Here is a 19,137-nt window from a genome sequence, read left to right as displayed (position 1 = left end):
TTTCATTAGTTCAAGTCTGTTGGCTGATCGACCTCAAGGGCGGCATACCCTTCCGGCAAATCAATTTCGTAGAATGTATAGGAGAGGGTGATGGTATGTATATACTGACCTTCACGATCGCTCACTATTTCGGGGTCAACAAAGAAGCTGACAGGCATTTGTACACGTTCACCAGGCGCTAGCACTTGCTCTTCAAAGCAAAAGCAGTCGATTTTTTCGAAAAAAGCGCCCGCCTGATAGGGTGTTACGTTGTAAGAGGCCTGCCCCGCGATGGGTTTATCCGTCGGGTTATAGGCCTCGTAGAAAGCCAGACCTGTCTCGCCGATGCGGACCTCCATCTGGCGGGTCACGGGTTTGAATTCCCATGGCATGTTGTTGTTCAGTGATCCGTCAAAGCGAATCTTGATCGTCTGATCCAGAATCTCATCCGCGGCGACGTCCGAAATACCCGGCACTCCGCCAAAACCTGTCACACGGCAGAACCAGTCGTAAAACGGCACCGAGACCCATGCGAGCCCCCCCATTAGAACAACTACACTAACTGTTTGAGCGACAGTTTTCTGTGGACCGGTCATTGCCATTAGTCGGATGCCCCCGTGTTCACCTGTTCGCCAACACCATTTGCTTGCGATGCTGGGATGCTAAAGCCCGAAGATGTGATTTTGGTAAAGGTCAGCAATACCACCAGCAGGACAAACGCCCCCAGCAACAGCCCTACCCCGATGTTCAGCCCTTTGCGGCGTGTGTGAATTTCGTGTTCCTGACGCAGGCTCATTACCAGCCCCCCATGCCGAAAGGTTTCAAACCCGCTTCGACCAAAATCGCAACAAAATGTGCAAAGAGATACCAAAGCGACAGGCGGAAAAACTTGCGCTCGACCGCGAAATCATCTGCTTCGCTCATGTCTTCGTCGCGCTGCCAGATGGCATAGGCCCCTTTGAGGAACAAGACGTTCAACACCAGCGCCGTTGCCAGATAGATCCAGCCGCCAATCGCGCTGAATGCGGTGCCAACGGCAAGGATGAACAGCAAAACAGTATAAGCGAGGATGTGGTTACGTGTGGCGCGACGCCCGTGCGTAACAGTCAGCATCGGCACCTTTGCATCGTCATAATCATTGCGCATAAACAGCGCCAGCGCCCAGAAATGCGGCGGCGTCCACATAAAGATGAGGGCAAACATCAACCACGGCTCAAGCGCCATGCTGCCCGTTGCAATCACCCAGCCAATCACTGGCGGGAAAGCACCCGCAGCGCCACCGATAACGATGTTCTGAGGCGTCGAGCGTTTGAGCCACATTGTATAGGGCACAACGTAGAAAAAGATCGTAAAGGCCAGCATAAAGCCCGCCAGCAGATTCGCGCTGAGCGCAAGCATCATCACGGAAAGACCAGATAGGGCGAAACCCAGATACATGGCCGATTGCGGTGTTACCTTACCTGCAGGAATCGGGCGATTGATCGTGCGTTTCATCACCGCATCGATGTCTGCGTCCCACCACATGTTCAACGCACCAGACGCGCCAGCGCCGATGGCCAAAAACAGGATCGAGGCAAAGCCAATCACAGGGTGAACCGAAACAGGCGCCGCCAGCATGCCAACGACAGCTGTAAAAACCACAAGCTGCATCACGCGCGGCTTCATCAGGGCATAGTAATCACCCAGCTGCGGCTCTGCCTCAAAGCTTTGTGTGTTTGTCACGTCTGTCATCGATCGTTTTCCCATGGCATTTCGTGTGGCTAAGCCGCAGCGTGGGGTCAGGCACGCTGCGGCATGTAGGAAGATCAGGGCGAACCCGTTATTTTGCGTCAGTCAGCGGAAGCAACTGTGAGCGTCTGAGGGATACCTGCGTATTCCTCTTTCGCGCGGCTTAGCCACTGGGCGTATTCTTCTTCGGATACAACCTTAACCGTGATTGGCATATAGGCGTGTGCCTGACCGCAAAGCTCGGAACACTGACCGAAATAAACACCTTCTTTTTCCGCGCTGAACCATAGCTCGGCCAGACGGCCAGGAACGCCATCCTGCTTTACGCCAAAGGCTGGGATCGTCCACGAGTGGATCACGTCAGATGCTGTAACCTGAACAACAACGGTCTTGTTTACAGGCACAACAACCGCGGTATCCGTCGCCAACAGCCACTCTGCCTCGGTGTAACCTGCCGCTTCCAGCTCGGCGACGACTTCGGGTGTTTTCATGTTTTCGCCACCCAATGCCGGCGCACCGATCATATAGCTGTCAAAGGCGAATTCATCGTCAACGTATTCATAGGACCAGTACCACTGGTTGCCGATTGCTTTGATTGTCACGTCAGCAACAGGAATTTCCTGCTGGCGGAACAAGATCGGCAAGGACCAAGCACCGATGGCGACGAGAATCAGGATTGGCACAACAGTCCATGCGATTTCCACAGGTGTGTGGTGCGTGAATGTCGCAGGGGATGGGTTCCGTTTCGCGTTATAGCGAAGTGCGACCCAAACCAGCAATGCTGTCACAAACAAAGAGATGATCGTGATGATAACCAGAATCATTCCGTCCAACCACTGCATGTCAGTGGCAAGCTCGGTCACACCTGGTTGGAAGCCCATGTTGCCATCAGTTGGCACGCCGATGATCTCAAGTCCTTGTGGATCAACGCTTTGCGCCCATGCTGGGAGGCTCGTGAAACCAGCCAAAAGGCCAGCAAGTGTGAGGTGCTTTTTCATTTTTGTCGTCCTGATATTCTTGACCCGGGTTGGCAAAATTGCGCCAGAGAGCGCCCTGCCGTTGTAATCTTGCGCCTTACAATCATATTCTGAGAATGAAATAAAGTCCTATGCTTGCGTCACAAAGACGCGAAGCAGCTGATTTGCCCCTAACGGAGTACGCCCGATGGCCGACGCCCCTTTTTCGCCATTCGATGATAACCTTGATCGCGACGCCGCATTAAATGTTTTGCGCACGGCCGTGGCCGGTGCGGATGACGGCGAATTATTTTTTGAACGGCGCCGCTCGGAGGCGCTGATGTTTGACGACGGAAAACTCAAAACAGCCAGCTATGATGCGGCTACGGGGTTCGGTTTGCGTGCTGTGCGCGGCGAAGTCGCAGGCTATGCCCATTCCACAGAAATCTCCGAGACCGCCCTAAAGCGCGCCGCTGAAACCGCCAGATTGGCCGTGGGCGATGGGGGCGGAACATGGGCTGATGCGCCCGATGGCACCAACAAAAAGCTATATACCGACGAGGACCCGATTGCGGGGGCGGAATTCTCTGTAAAAGTTGAAACACTGCGCGAGATGGATGATTTTTGCCGCTCATTGGATCCCCGCGTTGTTCAGGTTAGCGCGTCAATCGCCGCTTCGATTCAGGAAATCGAGATTCTGCGCCCCGAAGGGACCTCGGTTCGGGATATCCGCCCGATGACGCGGGTCAATGTCTCGATCATTGTAGAACATGAAGGGCGGCGTGAAAGCGGTTCGGCGGGCGGTGGTGGCCGGATTGGTCTGGATGGTTTGTTGGCCGCTGAAGATTGGCAGGGCAAAGCACGCGAAGCTCTTAGAATCGCGCTGGTCAATCTGGATGCCGTCCCTGCCCCTGCTGGCGTTATGGACGTTGTCCTTGGCCCCGGCTGGCCCGGGATCTTATTGCACGAGGCGATCGGTCATGGGCTTGAGGGGGACTTTAACCGCAAAGGCTCCTCTGCGTTTGCAGGTCTGATGGGACAACAGATCGCCGCCAAAGGCGTTACCGTTCTTGACGATGGCACGATCCCTGATCGCCGCGGCAGCATCTCGGTGGATGACGAAGGTACGCCCAGCGCCAAAAACACCCTGATCGAAGACGGTAAACTGGTCGGCTATATGCAAGATCGCCAAAACGCGCGCTTGATGGGTGTCAAAAGCACAGGCAATGGCCGCCGCCAAAGCTTTGCCCATATCCCGATGCCGCGCATGACCAATACCTATATGTTGGGCGGCGACACTGCCCCCGGTGATATCGTGGCGGGTTTGAAAGACGGAATATATGCAGTTGGTTTTGGCGGCGGTCAGGTGGACATCACAAACGGCAAATTTGTGTTTTCCTGCACCGAAGCTTATCGCGTCGAAAACGGTATCGTTGGCGCACCGGTCAAGGGGGCGACCCTCATCGGCGACGGCGCGACAGCGTTAAAGCAGATTCGCGCCATCGGGAATGACCCAACCCTTGATCCCGGAATGGGTAATTGCGGCAAACAGGGGCAATGGGTGCCTGTGGGCGTTGGCCAGCCCACCTTGATGATTGGCGGACTTACAGTCGGTGGCGCCGCTGCGTGATCGCCAATATCGGGAAAATTGTGTGGCGGAATGATAAAACCGCCGCTCGGTCCATAGGTTTATGGGATGTCGTGCTGGCAGCAATCGGAACAATGGCCGTCTTGGCCGCGCTAGGCGGCGTTCTGTTACTGGTGGGTGCGGCATTTAATGAACTGAGTTTGATTTGGTTTAGGTACCTTTTAGGCTTTGGCTACCTATTCGCTGTGAGCCCCTTGTTGTCTTGGTTCGGATTTATATTCGGGAGTGCTGGTTTTTTAATCGCCGCACGCTGCGGCGCTGCCGGCTGGCTTTCAACGACCCTTTTGGGGGCCGCCTTAGCAACTTTGGTGTATTTTCCCTTCTTTCGCAATGACATACATCCTGTGGTCCTCATGCTATGTGGTGCGCTAAACGCCATGACTTTCTGGGTCCTTATGAAAGGGCGACGTTCAGACGCTCTGATAGCGCCTCAATCAACGCGGTTATCCAGTTAGAGCCAAATCTTCCAAAATCGATTCATCCCCTGTTAACCACCAAAAGTTATACCTGATTCCAGTAACAGACGGAGTAACGGGATGACTGCTAGGGACACCAATCCTTCTTCCACTCACCCCCCACTCCCACCCCCCCCGGAAGACGAACAGTTCGCCCGTCTCCGTCTGTTACGCTCGCGCCGGGTCGGTATTGCTACGTATAAACGACTACTGATTGAACACGGCACTGCGCAAAATGCGCTGGCCGCGCTACCAGAGGTAGCGCGCGCCGCGGGCGTCAAAGATTACGCGATCTGCCCCGAAGGGGTCGTTCATGCAGAACTGCGCGCGGCCCGTGCCGCAGGGGCCAAGCTGCTGCATATAGATCACCCCGATTACCCTTCAACCTTGGCTGCCTTGCCTGATGCCCCGCCTTTTTTGTGGTTGATGGGCGATCCTGCCTTGCTGAACCGTCCGATGATCGCCTTGGTTGGTGCGCGAAACGCCTCATCTTTGGGGACGCGCATGGCGCGCACCCTTGCCCATGACCTAGGTGAGGCTGGTTTTGTCGTTGTTTCGGGATTGGCCCGTGGCATTGATACTGCCGCGCATCTGGCTGCGCTTCCGTTTGGGACAATCGCGGTACAGGCTGGCGGTGTGGATGTCATTTACCCTGTTGAGAATAGTGAACTGGCCCATAACATACACCAAACTGGGCTGCGCCTGTCTGAGCAACCCTTCGGCCTTCAGCCAACGGCGCGCCATTTCCCCAAACGTAATCGCATCATTTCAGGCCTTGCACGGGCAACAGTCATTGTCGAAGCCGCCGCCAAGTCTGGGAGCCTGATCACCGCGCGCGATGCATTAGACCAAGGCCGCGATGTTTTTGCTGTTCCTGGGCATCCCTTTGATGCCCGCGCCGCAGGCGGCAACATGTTGATCCGTGACGGGGCGACATTGATCCGCAATGCAAATGATATTTTCGAGGCCCTAGGCCCCCTCGAAAACAGCAGCCCAGAGCTGCCTCTTGCGCCCCCTGCCCCAAAACCAACTGCGACCAAACAGCGCCGCAGCCTGCGCGAGACGGCAAACCTGCACCTAACGATTTTGCAACGCCTTGGCCCCTCTCCCGTTGCGGAAGATCAGTTGATCCGCGATCTACAGGTTCCCCCATCCGAAGTTGCCCCAACCCTTGTGGAGTTGGAGATGGATGGCAAAGTGACCCGCAGCGCTGGAGGGTTGCTTTCGCGTCCTGTCTGATGGGAAAAGCATCGCGAAAAAATCGCCAAACCAAAACCCGATATGCGACCGAAGCTGCGATTTTCCCCGCTTCGGGCTAAACCCCAGATTGCATGCCGCATTGACAAAGACCCCTTGCATCCCACATGTCAATGGCCGTAGACGCCGCAATAACTCCACGTCGAAGGACCGAAATTTCATGCCAGTAGTCGTTGTCGAATCTCCCGCCAAGGCCAAGACGATCAACAAATATCTCGGTGATAATTTCACGGTTCTGGCCTCTTATGGCCACGTCAGAGACCTGCCGCCAAAGAACGGATCGGTTGATACGGACAATGATTTCGAGATGCTTTGGGAAGTGGACAGCGGCTCGAAAAAGCACATGAAGGCGATTGCCGACGCGCTGAAAGAAGACAACGAACTGATCCTCGCGACTGACCCTGACCGCGAAGGAGAGGCGATCAGCTGGCACTTGCAAGAGGCGCTGACCGCCCGCAAGTCCATTAAGAAAGACACGCCCGTGAGCCGCGTCGTTTTCAACGCGATCACCAAAAACGCCGTCACGGAGGCGATGCAAAACCCGCGCCAAGTCGACATGCCATTGGTTGAGGCCTATCTGGCGCGGCGCGCGTTGGATTATCTCGTTGGGTTTAACCTTAGCCCGGTTTTGTGGCGCAAACTGCCGGGCGCAAAGTCTGCGGGGCGCGTACAATCCGTCACCCTGCGCCTGATCACCGAGCGTGAGATGGAGATCGAGGCGTTTCGCCCTCGTGAATACTGGAGCGTAAAGGCGCTTGTCGCGACACCAACAGGCAAAGAGTTCGAAGTGCGCCTGACCGAACTCGCTGGTAAAAAGCTGGATAAGTTCGACCTTAGCGATACAACAAAAGCAGAAATGGCTGTTCAGGCTGTTTCCAGCCGCGATCTAAAGGTTTCTTCGGTCGAAGCAAAACCCGCTTCGCGCAACCCGTCTGCGCCGTTCATGACGTCGACCTTGCAGCAAGAAGCCAGCCGCAAATTCGGCATGGGCGCGCGCCAAACGATGAGCACCGCCCAGCGCCTGTATGAAGCGGGCCACATTACATATATGCGGACAGATGGCATCGACATGGCCCCCGAAGCCGTGCAGATGGCGCGGGACGCCATTTCAGACCGTTATGGCGATAAATACGTTCCCGAAAAACCGCGCGTTTACAAGAACAAAGCCAAGAATGCCCAAGAAGCCCACGAATGCGTGCGCCCCACCGAGATGTCCAAGGATGCGGATGCGCTCAACCTCATGGATGCGGATCAGCGCAAACTCTATGATCTGATCTGGAAACGGACCTTGGCCTGCCAGATGGCAAGCGCACGGATGGAACGGACCACGGTCGAGGTAGCCTCGGACGATGCGCAGGTGACATTGCGCGCCACGGGTCAGGTTGTTTTGTTTGACGGCTTTCTCAAGGTCTACGAAGAAGGCCGCGACGATGTCGCTGATGATGATGAAAAGCGTCTGCCCCAAATCGCACAGGGTGATGTTCTCACCAAATCCGCCGCGGCCCGTTTCGCGGAAGAGTTCACAAAGGCCGCTGGCGTAACGGATGAAGATCTGATCGACGCGGGTGACAAAGGCACCTCTGGCATGCAGCGCAAATCGGGCGCGTTGTTGGCCGAAAAAGAAGCCGTGCTTGGCTCACAGCACTTCACCCAGCCGCCACCGCGTTATACCGAGGCGACATTGGTCAAACGTATGGAAGAGCTGGGCATTGGCCGTCCGTCTACCTATGCCAGCATTGTCACAACCATTCAGGATCGCGGGTACGTGCGCCGTGAAGGTCAGCGCCTGATCCCCGAAGACAAAGGCCGTTTGGTAACGGCTTTCCTCGAGAATTACTTCCGCCGCTACATCGGCTATGATTTCACCGCCGATCTAGAGGACCAGTTGGACAAGGTTTCTGCCGGTGACGCGGAATATAAAAAGGTTCTGCACCGTTTTTGGAACGATTTTTCCGCAGCGATCGCGGAAACAGCCGATCTGCGCATCACCGAGGTTCTGGAAAAAATCAACGACGTACTCGCGCCGCACCTCTTCCCGCCGAATGAGGAAGGGACCGATCCGCGTATCTGCCCCAACTGTGGTGAGGGCCGCCTTAGCATGCGCACTGCGCGTTCTGGTGGCGCGTTCATTGGCTGCTCAAACTATCCTGAATGCCGTTATACCCGCCCGTTCGGCCCGCCAAACCCAGAGGCCGAAGCCTCTGCGATTCCACCGGATGGCAAACTGCTGGGCGAAGATCAGGGCGACGAGATTCGCGTCTTTAAGGGGCGGTTCGGCCCATATGTGCAACGCGGCCCCGTGACCGAAGAAAACAAAAAGCCGCCGCGCCAGTCGATCCCAAAGGAATGGCCACCAGAAGAGCTGGAGCTGGAGCGCGCATTGATGTTGCTTTCCCTGCCTCGCGAAATCGGCCCCCACCCCGAAGACGGCATTATGGTGTGGTCCAATATCGGCCGTTACGGCCCGTATTTGAAACACGCGCCCAGCACCTCGGATCGGGGGGGCACAAACGCCAACCTTGAAGGGCTGGACGAGGTGTTTACCGTTGGTATGAACCGCGCGGTACAGTTGCTGGCCGAAAAGGTCGCCTCACGTGGCAAACGGGGCCAACCGGCAGCACCGCTGCGCGAATTGGGCGAACACCCCGAGGCAGGTGGCCCCGTCAATGTGATGAAGGGCAAATACGGCCCCTATGTGAAATGGGAAAAGATCAACGCGACGATCCCCGACACCGTAGACCCCGAAGAAATCACCATGGCGCAGGCCGTGCACCTGATTGATGAACGCGCCGAAAAGGCTGGCAAGAAAAAACCAGCCGCCAAGAAAAAGGCCGCGCCAAAGAAAAAGCCTGCTGCGAAAAAGAAAGCGCCAGCAAAAAAGGCTGCTCCTAAAGCGGCGGCAAAAAAGGCACCTGCCAAAAAAGCTGCTACAAAAACAGACGAATAAGCGTGAGCGGCCCTGTGATTTCACATGGGGCCGCGCACATCGATTCACATTCCCGTTAACGCGCTGATTGCCTCTAGGCCTTTGGGTATTTTTCGCTATCCCTGCTTTTGAGAGACAAATAAGAGCAGAGCAATGACAACCAACCCGATTTCCCGCCGCAAGCTGCTGGTTGCCTCAGGCGCAGCCCTTGCCGCCCCTTCTTTGGCTTTGGCCCAAACGGCTCCTCCAGTCAGCGTTAACCGCCGCAATATCATGAGCTTCACCCCCCAACGGTGGCAGGATCATTTCGACGAATTGGGCAATGGCGCGATTGTTGCGGATATCACGTCACGTGCGCTTCATTTCTGGAGCGGCGATGGCGAGATATATAACGTCTACCCTTCCTCGGTTCCGCGTACGGATGAATTGACCAAACGCGGCTATACCAAGATCGTGCGCAAACGTGTTGGCCCCGATTGGACACCAACCCCGTCGATGATCGAACGGGATCCAGACCTAAAATACATGCCCCCCGGCCCCGGCAACCCGCTGGGCACGCATGCGATGTACCTGTCATGGCCTGCGTATCTGATCCACGGCACCCACGATACACGCAAGATCGGGCGCCAATCCTCGGATGGGTGTATCGGTCTTTATAACCATAAGATCGAAGAGCTATTTGCGCTGGTGGAAATCGGCACACAGGTTCGTCTATTCTAAATATCCATCGGAATTCATCAAAATGTACCGCATCGCGATTTCTGCGGCGCGGCATTCATTGACTCCGCCTTTGCCCAAGGCCACAACTCTCCAACCTATTCATGGATCATGGGGAGCACAATTTCATGAAAAAAGTCTACGCTAGCGCCGCCGAGGCCCTTGATGGGATTCTCGAAGACGGCATGCTGATTGCATCAGGTGGCTTTGGCCTGTGCGGTATTCCTGAACTGTTGCTGGCCGCTATTCGCGATGCGGGCACCAAAGATCTGACATTTGCCTCCAACAATGCAGGTGTTGACGATTTTGGGATCGGTATCTTGTTGCAGACCAAACAAGTGAAAAAGATGATCTCTTCCTATGTTGGTGAAAACGCAGAGTTCATGCGCCAGTATTTGTCGGGCGAGCTGGAACTGGAATTCAACCCACAGGGCACTTTGGCCGAGCGCATGCGCGCTGGTGGTGCTGGCATTCCCGGCTTTTACACCAAAACAGGTGTCGGCACGGTGATTGCTGAAGGTAAGGAAGTGAAAAACTGGGGTGGTCAGGATTACATCCTCGAAGAAGGTATCTTTGCTGATCTGGCCATCGTCAAAGCATGGAAAGCAGATGAGACAGGCAACCTGATCTTCCGCAAAACCGCGCGCAACTTTAACCCGCCAGCCGCAATGTGCGGAAAAATCTGCGTGGTAGAAGTAGAAGAGATCGTGCCAACGGGCAGCCTAGACCCCGATCACATCCACCTGCCCGGCATCTATGTGCACCGCATCATCCAAGGCGAGCACGAAAAGCGCATCGAACAACGCACAACCCGTAAACGCGAGGAAGCATAATCATGTGGGACCGCAACCAAATGGCGGCACGCGCCGCACTCGAGCTGGAAGACGGCATGTATGTGAACCTTGGCATCGGGATTCCGACGCTGGTGGCGAACTATGTCGGCGACAAAGACATCACCCTGCAATCGGAAAACGGCATGCTGGGCATGGGCGCCTTCCCATACGAGGGTGAAGAAGACCCAGACCTGATCAACGCAGGCAAGCAGACCATCACCGAAATGGACCGCACGGCCTATTTCGATTCTGCGACCTCGTTTGGCATGATCCGCGGTGGTAAAATCGCCGCTGCGATCTTGGGCGCGATGGAAGTTGCTGAAAACGGCGATCTGGCGAACTGGATGATTCCGGGCAAGCTGGTCAAAGGTATGGGCGGCGCGATGGATCTGGTCGCTGGCGTTGGCCGCGTTGTTGTTGTGATGGATCACGCCAACAAGCACGGCGAAAGCAAAGTCCTAAAGGAATGCACCCTGCCCCTGACGGGTAAAGGCGTTGTAGACCGCATCATCACCAACATGGGTGTTCTTGATGTTGTAGAAGGTGGCCTACGCATCGTTGAATGCGCCGAAGGCGTTACCGAAGAAGAACTGCGCGCCGCAACCGAGGCAACGCTGGTCGATTAAACCCGCCGTTACTTCATCTGCGCAAAGACACAGCCGTCCGAGATCAACTCGGGCGGCGTTTTACATAGCCCCTTGGCCACCTGAAACGCCGCCAGCACCTTTGGCACATAATCACGCGTTTCTGCATAGGGTGGCACACCCTCATATTTACGAACCGAACCCTCACCAGCGTTATAGCCGGCCAGAACAAGAATCGGATCGTTTTTGAATTCGCCCATCAGCCAATCAAGATATTTGATCCCACCTGCGATGTTCTGTTCAGGCACCGAGCTGTCTTTTACACCAAAACGGCTGGCCGTTGCGGGCATCAGCTGCATCAGCCCCTGCGCCCCTGCACTGCTTACTGCATCTGAACGGCCAGAGGATTCGACCGATATCACCGCCAAGGCCAGCGCGGGCGAGACCTTTGTTCCGATGGTTGAGCGCAAAATGTTTACCCCATGCACCTTTGCGATGTCCTGCATATGCTGAAGGCGCGGCGCTGGCACCGCCTTTGAAGCGCCAGATAGTGTTGTCATCGCTTGCTCTAGGCGACCAGGGCCTGATTTAGCCGCATCAGGCGACACTTTGGTCCAGAACCAATCATATTGCCCCTCCTTGGGGCGAGTCGCTTTGGCTACGGGGGCCGCTGCGACGGCCGATTCTGCGGAAACGGCAGGTGCGGGGCGATTAATTTGCACATTCACGCGTTTTCGCGCCCCTGCTTTGGGCGGTTTTACGAATTTCGGCTTAAAATCCGGAAAGGCGGGAGGGGAATCTGCAAGAATTGGCGAGCTGACAGGCAAAAAGGCCAGCGAAACACCCAGTGCTACTATGATCGAAGTCCGTTTCATGAGGTCTGCTCTTATTATGAGTGCATTTTTTCCAGCAATATCGCGCAGAATCCCGCTCCAATCCAGCAAATGAGGCACTCAATCATGGCGATTTTGCCTCAATTGGGGTGTTTGAGCCGCAGATATTAACTAATTTAAAATTTCTTCACAATTTTTATCATTAGTTTTCAATGCAATAAGCCCATATCCATAAAAACAATCCTAACAAACGCAAATGCCTCATTTGCCGCCAAATTCATGCCCCAATCATCCGGCTATATAGCGTCATACCAAGTCAAGCAGGCCTGAATGAGAGCGGGCCACACGGCGAGACAAGGTTGAACTTGAAAACTTAAAAATCCTTTGGAGGGATACTACCATGATGAAATTCGTAAAAAACTTCCGCAACGACGAAGACGGCGCAGTAACAGTTGACTGGGTTGTTCTTACAGCTGCTGTTGTTGGCCTGGCGATTGCTGCCTACGGCTCCATCCAGTCCGGCGCAGAATCCATGACTGCAAACACCGCGACCTTCCTGGGCGACCAGACAATCGGCGAAGTTGGTGCACCTGTTTCTGAATAAGAAACGCATCTGCTGATAGCTTAAGCTATCGCCAGTTATCAGGGGGCTGCGTTCTGCACGGAATGCAGCCCCCTTTTTCTTTGACGATGCTGCGAAGGTGGCACAGCAAGAAAGACAAACGATGTTTACATATCTTAAATCATTTCGCGCCGATGAGCGCGGCGCCGTTACTGTAGACTGGGTTGTTCTGACAGCCGCGGTTTGTGGCCTAGCCATCGCATCTTTTGCCTCGATCCAGCAAGGCAGCCAAAGCGTCGGCAACAATGTTGGTGAATACCTAACTGACACAGACATCGAAGACATAATGGATCTGGATGGCAGTTAAGGTCGGCAGGCATGCGTTTTTTCGCATCCCGGACCTAATATCACCACAATCTTCCGGCAACGTGGTCGGGAGAATGAAACCCTTCGGGTTCGCTCGGAGCATGAGGAAAAGAGGAACACATTATGCGCATGATTTTTGGACTTGTGCTACTTGTCGGCATCGCGCTGGCTGGTGGGGCGGTGTATCTCGCAAAAGGTCAGATCGGCCAATATAAAACAGCCATTGCACGCGCAGAAGCCGCCAAGGCACAGATTGTTCCGACACAAAAGATTTTTGTTGTGAACCGTGCCCTCAAATATGGAGAGAAACTCGCGAAAGAGGATGTAAGGGAAGTCGATTTCCCGAAAGCAGCTCTTCCTGAAGGGCATTTCACCGACATCGCATCAATTTTTCCCGAAAACACGGATAAACCCCGCGTTGTCCTGCGTCCTATTGAAAAGGACGAGGCATTGCTGGCGGTCAAAATCACCAAACCAGGCGAAGATGCTGGCCTAACCTCCCGACTTGAAAAAGGGATGCGCGCTTTTGCGATCAAGGTTGACGTTTCATCCGGTGTTTCGGGCTTTTTGCGCCCTGGTGACCGCGTAGACATCTATTGGACCGGACGCGCCGGCGGCGGGCAAAGCCGCAATGACGTGACCAAGATCATCGAGGCATCTGTCCCTCTGATCGCGGTTGACCAGCGCTCTGGTGATCTAGAGGGGACACAAATTGCCCGTACAGTTACCGTTGCGGTAAACCCAAATCAGGTTGCCTCCCTTGCTCAGGCGCAATCATCAGGTCGCCTATCGCTATCTTTGGTTGGCGCAGGTGATGACATTGTAACCGCAACCAACATTGAGGTGAACCAACAGGATCTATTGGGGATTGCCCCCCAAGTTGCAGCGCCTGTTGCCAAAGAGGAAAAGGTCTGCACCATTCGGACACGCCGCGGCGCAGAGGTTGTTAACCTTCCTATCCCTTGCACAAATTAATGAAACTTAGGGGGAATTGCCCCTAGGTTCATGCGCCAAAAAACGCCGCCCTCTGCTCGGGGCGGCGTTTCGCGTTGTGGGTATGTTGCCATTTATCCACAGAAAGATTTCCCCTGAACGCATTGATTCTTGCAAAAAAATTCAAACTGAAGCAAGGTTAACCAAACGACGGGCAAAAAGACCCTATTTTGAGGCGTGATCAAAAAGGCAGGTCACATGAAAATCGATAGATTTCTAAAGGCAGCCCTACTGGGGCTAACGCTAAGTGTATCCGCAGTTGCAATGACCGCCCCTACGGCTGTCAGTGCTGATAACCTGCGCGTGGTAAAAAGCGGGACCAGCTCAAGGCTGCAAGTTCCGCTTAATCGGGCGATTGTTGTCGAAAGCGATACCCCATTCGCAGAGCTGAGCATCGCCAACCCTGGCATTGCTGATCTTTCATCCCTTTCGGACCGCACAATTTACGTGCTGGGTAAATCACCAGGGACAACGACCTTGACCCTGTTTGATGCTTCTGGCCGTTTGATCACCAACGTTGAGGTGCAGGTAACCCCTGACCTTTCCGAATTCAAAGAACGCCTGCGCCAGATTCTACCAGGCGAGCGTATCGAAGTACGCTCGGCCAATGACGGTATCGTTCTTTCAGGCATCGTATCTTCCACTCAGCGCCTCCAACGGGCGCTGGAATTGGCCGAACGTTACGCCCCCGAACGGGTTTCCAACCTGATGAGCGTTGGCGGCATTCAACAGGTCATGTTGAAAGTGCGTTTTGCTGAAATGCAGCGTTCTGTGTCAAAATCTCTGAGTTCATCGCTGTCTTTGGGCGGTGGTATTGGCAGCGACCTTGGTGTGTCTGCGGGAACCGGCTCTTTGACATCAAGAAGCGGCAGCACCTCTGCCCTTGCAGGGTCTTTACCAGAAACCAACACCAACACCGGTGCTGTCCTATTCGGATTTAATGCAGGATCGACGCAGGTCGGCATTCTGCTGGAAGCCTTGGAACAAAAAGGCGTGGTTCGCTTTCTTGCCGAGCCAAACCTTGTTGCGCTTTCCGGTCAGGAAGCCAAGTTTTTGGCGGGTGGTGAATATCCTGTCCCCGTTGCCCAGACCAACGAAACAACGACGGTTGAATTCAAACCCTTTGGTGTTGAATTATCCTTTATTCCGCGTGTTGTAGACAAAGATCTGATCAACCTCGAGCTGAATGCAGCCGTATCGGCGATTGATACCACAAACGGGATCACCTTAGACGGTTTTGACATCGCGGCCTTCTCGCGCCGTGAAACATCGACAACCGTTGAAATGCGTGACGGCGAAAGCTTTGCCATTGCTGGCCTTTTGCAAGATGACTTTACCGATAGCTCGGCGCAGCTGCCATGGATTGGCGATGTGCCTGTTCTGGGCGCCCTCTTCCGGTCGGCCAGCTATCAGCGCAGCCAAACCGAGCTGGTCATCATCATCAGCTCGCACCTTGTCACCCCTACCCGTGGCGAAGCTCTGGCTCTGCCAACCGATCGCATCAAGCCTCCGACAGAAAAAGACCTGTTCCTACACGGTCGCACTGCTGCAGGCACACGCACCCCGAAAAAAGGGGCTGCTGGCGAGGTTGCCAAGCAGGACTTTACCGGGTCATATGGCTATGTACTGGATTGAGACAATGCAAAGCATGACCTATCGGAAAATCATTACGGGCAGCATACTGTCAGCGGCGGTGGGTTTGGGCGCATGCACAACCACTTCTAATGATCCAGTTTACACGCAATTTTATAGCGAAGCAGGATCGCTTGTTGATACTGGCGATTTTGGGAATGCGACCCTGAACAACCGATTGGTTATGACTGGCGAACGCCAGTATACCTTTGATTTGGCTCAACGTTTTTCGAACGAAGTCGATAGCACTGTAAACTTTGCGTTCAACTCATCCCAGTTGGATGGGCAAGCGCGTGCAATCCTGCGTCGCCAAGCAGGCTGGATCAAACAGTTCCCCGAAATCCGCTTCCGCGTTTACGGGCACACAGATGCTGTTGGGTCCAACCGCTCAAACAAGAGCTTGGGCCAGCGCCGTGCGAATGCTGTTGTGGCCTATCTGGCGACTCAAGGGATCAGCCGCAGCCGTCTGGAAGCCGTTGTTTCCTTTGGAGAAACCCAACCACTGGTCGTGACCCAAGGGCGCGAGCGTCGGAATCGCCGGACCGTCACCGAAGTGAGCGGCTTTGTGAAACGTCATCCAACCGTCATGGATGGCAAATACGCCCAAATCATTTATCGCGATTATATCGCCAGTGCGGTTGCGCCCTCGCAGCTGTCTTCAGCGGCAACAGCCAGCCTCGCATCCGAGTAAAGCACTGAAAAACAAACAAAAGCCGCCTAATTCAGGCGGCTTTTTTTATGGATTATGGCCTCTTTTTCGACGGGCTAATCCGCCTTTGATCACCATGATCGTTTCAATAAACCCTACAATCGCAGCTTTTAGGCCCCAATCTCGCCCCAGTTGCCTGCGATTTATTCCTCAACGAGAAAACTCCGTCCGGGAAAAAGACCGGAGGGGGGCGCCATGGCCCTGATTGCGGATCACTTTGATACGTAACACGAAGCCAGACCGCCCTTTGATTGAAGGAATGAAGGCAATGAGCAGCGTAATGCCGCAACCAGAACAGGATGTTATCCTTGCATGCACCGTCAGCCGCGACGTGCAGAACTTTGATCTCTTGATCGAGGACATGGAGAGCACATTGGGAGAAAGCTGGGGAGATCTTGGATTTTCCGAGGCTCTTGCGTTCTTTGGCCAGCCCGAGGCCGAGAACATGGAGTTCATTGCCCTTGCGATGGATGACGCCGACGAAGAAGACATGCCTTTGCTGACCGAGATTATCGTTCAGGCCAAAAACCGTGGCTTGAAGGTGATCCTCATTGCCGAAGACGTGACGCCAGCCTCGCTGCATTCATTGCTGCGTCAAGGTGCAGACGAGTTTGTCCCCTACCCGCTTCCCGAAGGGGAGCTGGCGCAGGCCATCGAACGTATCCGCACGCCAGACCCAGAGCCAGTCGCCGCATCCACCAGCATGTTGACCTCTGGTGCACAGAAAGATGGCGCATTGATTGTTGTTCATGGTCTTGCTGGTGGCACCGGTGCCACGACAATGGCTGTGAACCTTGCATGGGAGCTGGCCAATTCCGACAAGACAGACAACCCATCGGTTTGCCTGTTGGACTTTGATTTACAATATGGGTCCGTTTCAACCTTCCTCGACCTGCCGCGTCGTGAGGTTGTTTATGAAATGCTGTCAGATACCGAAAGCATGGATGAAGAGATCTTTGGACAGGCTTTGTTGACTTTTGAAGACAAGCTTCATGTGCTGACGGCCCCATCTGACATGTTGCCGTTGGATCTGCTGACATCCGAAGACATTGATCGCGTTCTGGATATCGCCCGCAACCAGTTTGACTATGTTATTGTCGATATGCCCTCGACCTTGGTTCAATGGTCCGAAACTGTTTTGACCTCGGCGCATATCTATTTCGCTACGCTAGAGCTGGACATGCGTTCGGCGCAGAACACATTGCGCTTCAAACGCGCCCTTCAATCCGAAGAGCTGCCGATTGAAAAGCTGCGTTATGTGATGAACCGCGCGCCAAAATTTACCGACATCAACGGCAAGAGCCGCGTGAAACGTATGGCCGAAAGTCTGGACATTAGCATTGATTTGCAGCTGCCCGATGGGGGCAAGCCGATCACCCAAGCAAATGACCACGGTCTTCCGCTGGCATCTTCGGCCCCCAAAAGCCCGCTCCGCAAAGAGATCGCCAAACTGGCCGCCTCTATTCACAACCTGCGCGACGATAGCGCCGAAGCCGCCTAAGCCCCGAGCAGAGAAAGCACAACGCAATGTTCTCAAAGTATAAAAAAACAGAAGCAGCCCCAGAGCCAAAGGTTGTAGAAGCTCCTGTAGCATCAGCAAAACCAGAAGCCGCCGCCAAAATGCGCCGCGCTGCTGCGCCTGCTGCTGTGGCTCCGATTGATAAGGAACTCAAGCGCAAGCAGCGCATGGGCGATATCAAGCTGGACCTGCACCGTGTTCTTCTCGACAATCTGAACCTGGCCGCGCTAGAGCACGCAACCGAAGCGGACCTGCGTCAGGAAATCAATGCGATCTCCTCTGAGCATCTGGCGGAAAAATCCATTGTTCTGGGCCGCGAAGACCGCATGACCCTGAACTCGGAGCTATATGACGAAGTCACGGGCCTTGGCCCGCTGGAAACCTTGCTGCAAGATGAAACCGTCAACGATATTCTCGTAAACGGCCCGCAGCAGATTTTCGTTGAACGCTCGGGCAAGCTCGAACTCACCGACATCACGTTCAAAGACGAACGCCACCTGCTGCGCATCATCGACAAGATCGTTTCGGCTGTGGGTCGTCGTGTGGATGAAAGCAACCCTTACGTGGATGCGCGCCTGAAAGACGGGTCGCGTTTCAACGCCATGGTTCCCCCTGTTGCGGTGGACGGTAGCCTTGTTTCCATTCGTAAGTTCAAAAAGGACAAACTCGGCATCGACGATCTGGTGCAATTCGGGGCCTTCACCGAAGAAATGGCTGCATATCTACAAGCCGCCGTTGCCACCCGCCTAAACGTTATCGTATCGGGTGGTACGGGTTCGGGTAAAACGACCACGCTTAACGCGCTGTCCTCCTTTATTGATAACGCCGAACGCATCCTAACAATCGAAGACACGGCCGAACTTCAGCTGCAACAGACCCACGTGGGCCGGATGGAATCACGCCCGCCAAACGTGGAAGGCAAAGGCGAGGTTTCCCCCCGCGACTGTCTGAAAAACGCCCTGCGTATGCGCCCTGACCGCATCATCGTGGGTGAGACACGCGGCGAAGAAGTTATCGACATGCTTCAGGCCATGAACACAGGCCACGATGGTTCCATGACCACAATCCACGCCAACTCGGCGCGTGATGGTGTGTCGCGTTTGGAAAACATGATCGCGATGGCGGGTATCGAAATGCCACTTAAGGCCGTTCGTAGCCAGATTTCATCGGCTGTGAACCTGATTGTACAGGCCTCGCGTCTTCAGGACGGTAGCCGCCGCATGACCTCCATCACCGAGATCACCGGCATGGAAGGTGATGTTATCTCGATGCAGGAAATCTTCCGCTACCAGCGTGTGGGCCTAACCCCGGATAACAAAATCATCGGTCACTTCACCGCAACGGGCGTGCGCAGCCACTATGCTGAACGCTTCCGCATGTGGGGCTATGACCTGCCTGCCGCCATCTACGAACCCATCGCCGCGCAATAAGGACAAGAGC

Annotated in this window: 18 protein-coding genes; 13 read left to right on the top strand and 5 right to left on the bottom strand. The window is 54.7% G+C overall.

The annotated features are described in order from the left end of the window. Window positions 1-5 precede the first annotated feature (5 nt). From Z948_RS0112630 to coxB, 4 genes are all read right to left on the bottom strand, one after another. The gene (locus Z948_RS0112630) at window positions 6-581 is read right to left on the bottom strand and encodes a cytochrome c oxidase assembly protein (RefSeq protein WP_025059927.1); all 576 of its coding nucleotides are present in this window, start codon (window positions 579-581) and stop codon (window positions 6-8) included. Further along, window positions 581-775 carry a hypothetical protein gene (locus tag Z948_RS0112625; protein ID WP_025059926.1) on the bottom strand — a complete coding sequence of 65 codons (195 nt, stop codon included), beginning with the start codon at window positions 773-775 and terminating at the stop codon, window positions 581-583. The genes Z948_RS0112630 and Z948_RS0112625 overlap by 1 nt, the downstream gene beginning before the upstream one ends. After that, entirely contained in the window at window positions 775-1,710 is a 936-nt protein-coding gene (cyoE, locus tag Z948_RS0112620; protein WP_025059925.1) for a heme o synthase, read from the bottom strand. The genes Z948_RS0112625 and cyoE overlap by 1 nt, the downstream gene beginning before the upstream one ends. A 98-nt stretch (window positions 1,711-1,808) precedes the next feature. Beyond that, the gene (gene coxB, locus Z948_RS0112615; RefSeq protein WP_025059924.1) at window positions 1,809-2,705 is read right to left on the bottom strand and encodes a cytochrome c oxidase subunit II; all 897 of its coding nucleotides are present in this window, start codon (window positions 2,703-2,705) and stop codon (window positions 1,809-1,811) included. A 166-nt stretch (window positions 2,706-2,871) separates the two neighbouring features. On the opposite strand from coxB, the gene tldD reads away from it, so the two are divergent. From tldD to Z948_RS0112580, 6 genes are all read left to right on the top strand, one after another. Beyond that, window positions 2,872-4,293: a metalloprotease TldD gene (gene tldD / locus Z948_RS0112610; protein WP_025059923.1), complete on the top strand. Its 1,422-nt coding sequence runs from the start codon at window positions 2,872-2,874 to the stop codon at window positions 4,291-4,293. Window positions 4,294-4,847: 554 nt separating this feature from the next. After that, window positions 4,848-6,005 carry a DNA-processing protein DprA gene (gene dprA, locus Z948_RS0112600; protein ID WP_025059921.1) on the top strand — a complete coding sequence of 386 codons (1,158 nt, stop codon included), beginning with the start codon at window positions 4,848-4,850 and terminating at the stop codon, window positions 6,003-6,005. Between the two features lie 178 nt (window positions 6,006-6,183). Continuing rightward, window positions 6,184-8,970, top strand: coding sequence for a type I DNA topoisomerase (topA, locus tag Z948_RS0112595; RefSeq protein WP_025059920.1), 2,787 nt, complete (start codon window positions 6,184-6,186; stop codon window positions 8,968-8,970). A gap of 132 nt (window positions 8,971-9,102) precedes the next feature. Further along, the gene (locus tag Z948_RS0112590) at window positions 9,103-9,669 is read left to right on the top strand and encodes a L,D-transpeptidase (protein WP_025059919.1); all 567 of its coding nucleotides are present in this window, start codon (window positions 9,103-9,105) and stop codon (window positions 9,667-9,669) included. Between the two features lie 125 nt (window positions 9,670-9,794). After that, entirely contained in the window at window positions 9,795-10,499 is a 705-nt protein-coding gene (locus Z948_RS0112585) for a CoA transferase subunit A (RefSeq protein WP_025059918.1), read from the top strand. Beyond that, a complete protein-coding gene (locus Z948_RS0112580) occupies window positions 10,499-11,125 on the top strand; it encodes a 3-oxoacid CoA-transferase subunit B (protein WP_025059917.1) in 627 nt (208 codons plus the stop codon). The genes Z948_RS0112585 and Z948_RS0112580 overlap by 1 nt, the downstream gene beginning before the upstream one ends. An 8-nt stretch (window positions 11,126-11,133) precedes the next feature. Here the strand turns inward: Z948_RS0112580 and Z948_RS0112575 are convergent, their stop codons facing one another. Then, window positions 11,134-11,958 carry a lytic transglycosylase domain-containing protein gene (locus Z948_RS0112575; RefSeq protein ID WP_025059916.1) on the bottom strand — a complete coding sequence of 275 codons (825 nt, stop codon included), beginning with the start codon at window positions 11,956-11,958 and terminating at the stop codon, window positions 11,134-11,136. Between the two features lie 358 nt (window positions 11,959-12,316). Between Z948_RS0112575 and Z948_RS0112570 the strand changes: the two genes are divergently transcribed. The 7 genes from Z948_RS0112570 (at window position 12,317) to Z948_RS0112540 (ending at window position 19,127) form a co-directional block, all read left to right on the top strand. Continuing rightward, window positions 12,317-12,520, top strand: a complete 204-nt coding sequence (locus tag Z948_RS0112570) for a Flp family type IVb pilin (protein ID WP_025059915.1) — start codon at window positions 12,317-12,319, stop codon at window positions 12,518-12,520. 121 nt (window positions 12,521-12,641) lie between these two features. Then, window positions 12,642-12,845, top strand: a complete 204-nt coding sequence (locus Z948_RS0112565) for a Flp family type IVb pilin (protein ID WP_025059914.1) — start codon at window positions 12,642-12,644, stop codon at window positions 12,843-12,845. Between the two features lie 122 nt (window positions 12,846-12,967). Then, window positions 12,968-13,819, top strand: a complete 852-nt coding sequence (cpaB, locus tag Z948_RS0112560) for a Flp pilus assembly protein CpaB (protein ID WP_025059913.1) — start codon at window positions 12,968-12,970, stop codon at window positions 13,817-13,819. A gap of 216 nt (window positions 13,820-14,035) precedes the next feature. Then, window positions 14,036-15,472, top strand: coding sequence for a type II and III secretion system protein family protein (locus Z948_RS0112555; RefSeq protein WP_025059912.1), 1,437 nt, complete (start codon window positions 14,036-14,038; stop codon window positions 15,470-15,472). A 13-nt stretch (window positions 15,473-15,485) separates the two neighbouring features. Next, window positions 15,486-16,160 (top strand): OmpA family protein, encoded by a 675-nt coding sequence (locus tag Z948_RS0112550; protein ID WP_425427136.1) that lies wholly within the window; start codon window positions 15,486-15,488, stop codon window positions 16,158-16,160. Window positions 16,161-16,446: 286 nt separating this feature from the next. Next, a complete protein-coding gene (locus tag Z948_RS0112545) occupies window positions 16,447-17,679 on the top strand; it encodes a CpaE/TadZ family protein (protein WP_025059910.1) in 1,233 nt (410 codons plus the stop codon). Window positions 17,680-17,705: 26 nt separating this feature from the next. Next, the gene (locus Z948_RS0112540) at window positions 17,706-19,127 is read left to right on the top strand and encodes a TadA family conjugal transfer-associated ATPase (RefSeq protein ID WP_025059909.1); all 1,422 of its coding nucleotides are present in this window, start codon (window positions 17,706-17,708) and stop codon (window positions 19,125-19,127) included. Window positions 19,128-19,137 lie beyond the last annotated feature (10 nt).

Origin of the sequence: Sulfitobacter donghicola DSW-25 = KCTC 12864 = JCM 14565, from assembly GCF_000622405.1 — a bacterium.
In the GTDB taxonomy this organism is placed as follows: domain Bacteria; phylum Pseudomonadota; class Alphaproteobacteria; order Rhodobacterales; family Rhodobacteraceae; genus Sulfitobacter; species Sulfitobacter donghicola.
The sequence above is the reverse complement of the archived record's forward strand: the minus strand, read 5'-3'. Positions and strand labels throughout refer to the sequence as shown.

Excerpts from the sequence above, each read along its gene's own strand:
- Z948_RS0112630 (WP_025059927.1), bottom strand. The coding sequence starts at position 581 with ATGGCAATGACCGGTCCACAGAAAACTGTCGCTCAAACAGTTAGTGTA.
- Z948_RS0112625 (WP_025059926.1), bottom strand. The coding sequence starts at position 775 with ATGAGCCTGCGTCAGGAACACGAAATTCACACACGCCGCAAAGGGCTG.
- cyoE (WP_025059925.1), bottom strand. The coding sequence starts at position 1,710 with ATGACAGACGTGACAAACACACAAAGCTTTGAGGCAGAGCCGCAGCTG.
- coxB (WP_025059924.1), bottom strand. The coding sequence starts at position 2,705 with ATGAAAAAGCACCTCACACTTGCTGGCCTTTTGGCTGGTTTCACGAGC.
- tldD (WP_025059923.1), top strand. The coding sequence starts at position 2,872 with ATGGCCGACGCCCCTTTTTCGCCATTCGATGATAACCTTGATCGCGAC.
- dprA (WP_025059921.1), top strand. The coding sequence starts at position 4,848 with ATGACTGCTAGGGACACCAATCCTTCTTCCACTCACCCCCCACTCCCA.
- topA (WP_025059920.1), top strand. The coding sequence starts at position 6,184 with ATGCCAGTAGTCGTTGTCGAATCTCCCGCCAAGGCCAAGACGATCAAC.
- Z948_RS0112590 (WP_025059919.1), top strand. The coding sequence starts at position 9,103 with ATGACAACCAACCCGATTTCCCGCCGCAAGCTGCTGGTTGCCTCAGGC.
- Z948_RS0112585 (WP_025059918.1), top strand. The coding sequence starts at position 9,795 with ATGAAAAAAGTCTACGCTAGCGCCGCCGAGGCCCTTGATGGGATTCTC.
- Z948_RS0112575 (WP_025059916.1), bottom strand. The coding sequence starts at position 11,958 with ATGAAACGGACTTCGATCATAGTAGCACTGGGTGTTTCGCTGGCCTTT.
- Z948_RS0112570 (WP_025059915.1), top strand. The coding sequence starts at position 12,317 with ATGATGAAATTCGTAAAAAACTTCCGCAACGACGAAGACGGCGCAGTA.
- Z948_RS0112565 (WP_025059914.1), top strand. The coding sequence starts at position 12,642 with ATGTTTACATATCTTAAATCATTTCGCGCCGATGAGCGCGGCGCCGTT.
- cpaB (WP_025059913.1), top strand. The coding sequence starts at position 12,968 with ATGCGCATGATTTTTGGACTTGTGCTACTTGTCGGCATCGCGCTGGCT.
- Z948_RS0112555 (WP_025059912.1), top strand. The coding sequence starts at position 14,036 with ATGAAAATCGATAGATTTCTAAAGGCAGCCCTACTGGGGCTAACGCTA.
- Z948_RS0112550 (WP_425427136.1), top strand. The coding sequence starts at position 15,486 with ATGACCTATCGGAAAATCATTACGGGCAGCATACTGTCAGCGGCGGTG.
- Z948_RS0112545 (WP_025059910.1), top strand. The coding sequence starts at position 16,447 with ATGAGCAGCGTAATGCCGCAACCAGAACAGGATGTTATCCTTGCATGC.
- Z948_RS0112540 (WP_025059909.1), top strand. The coding sequence starts at position 17,706 with ATGTTCTCAAAGTATAAAAAAACAGAAGCAGCCCCAGAGCCAAAGGTT.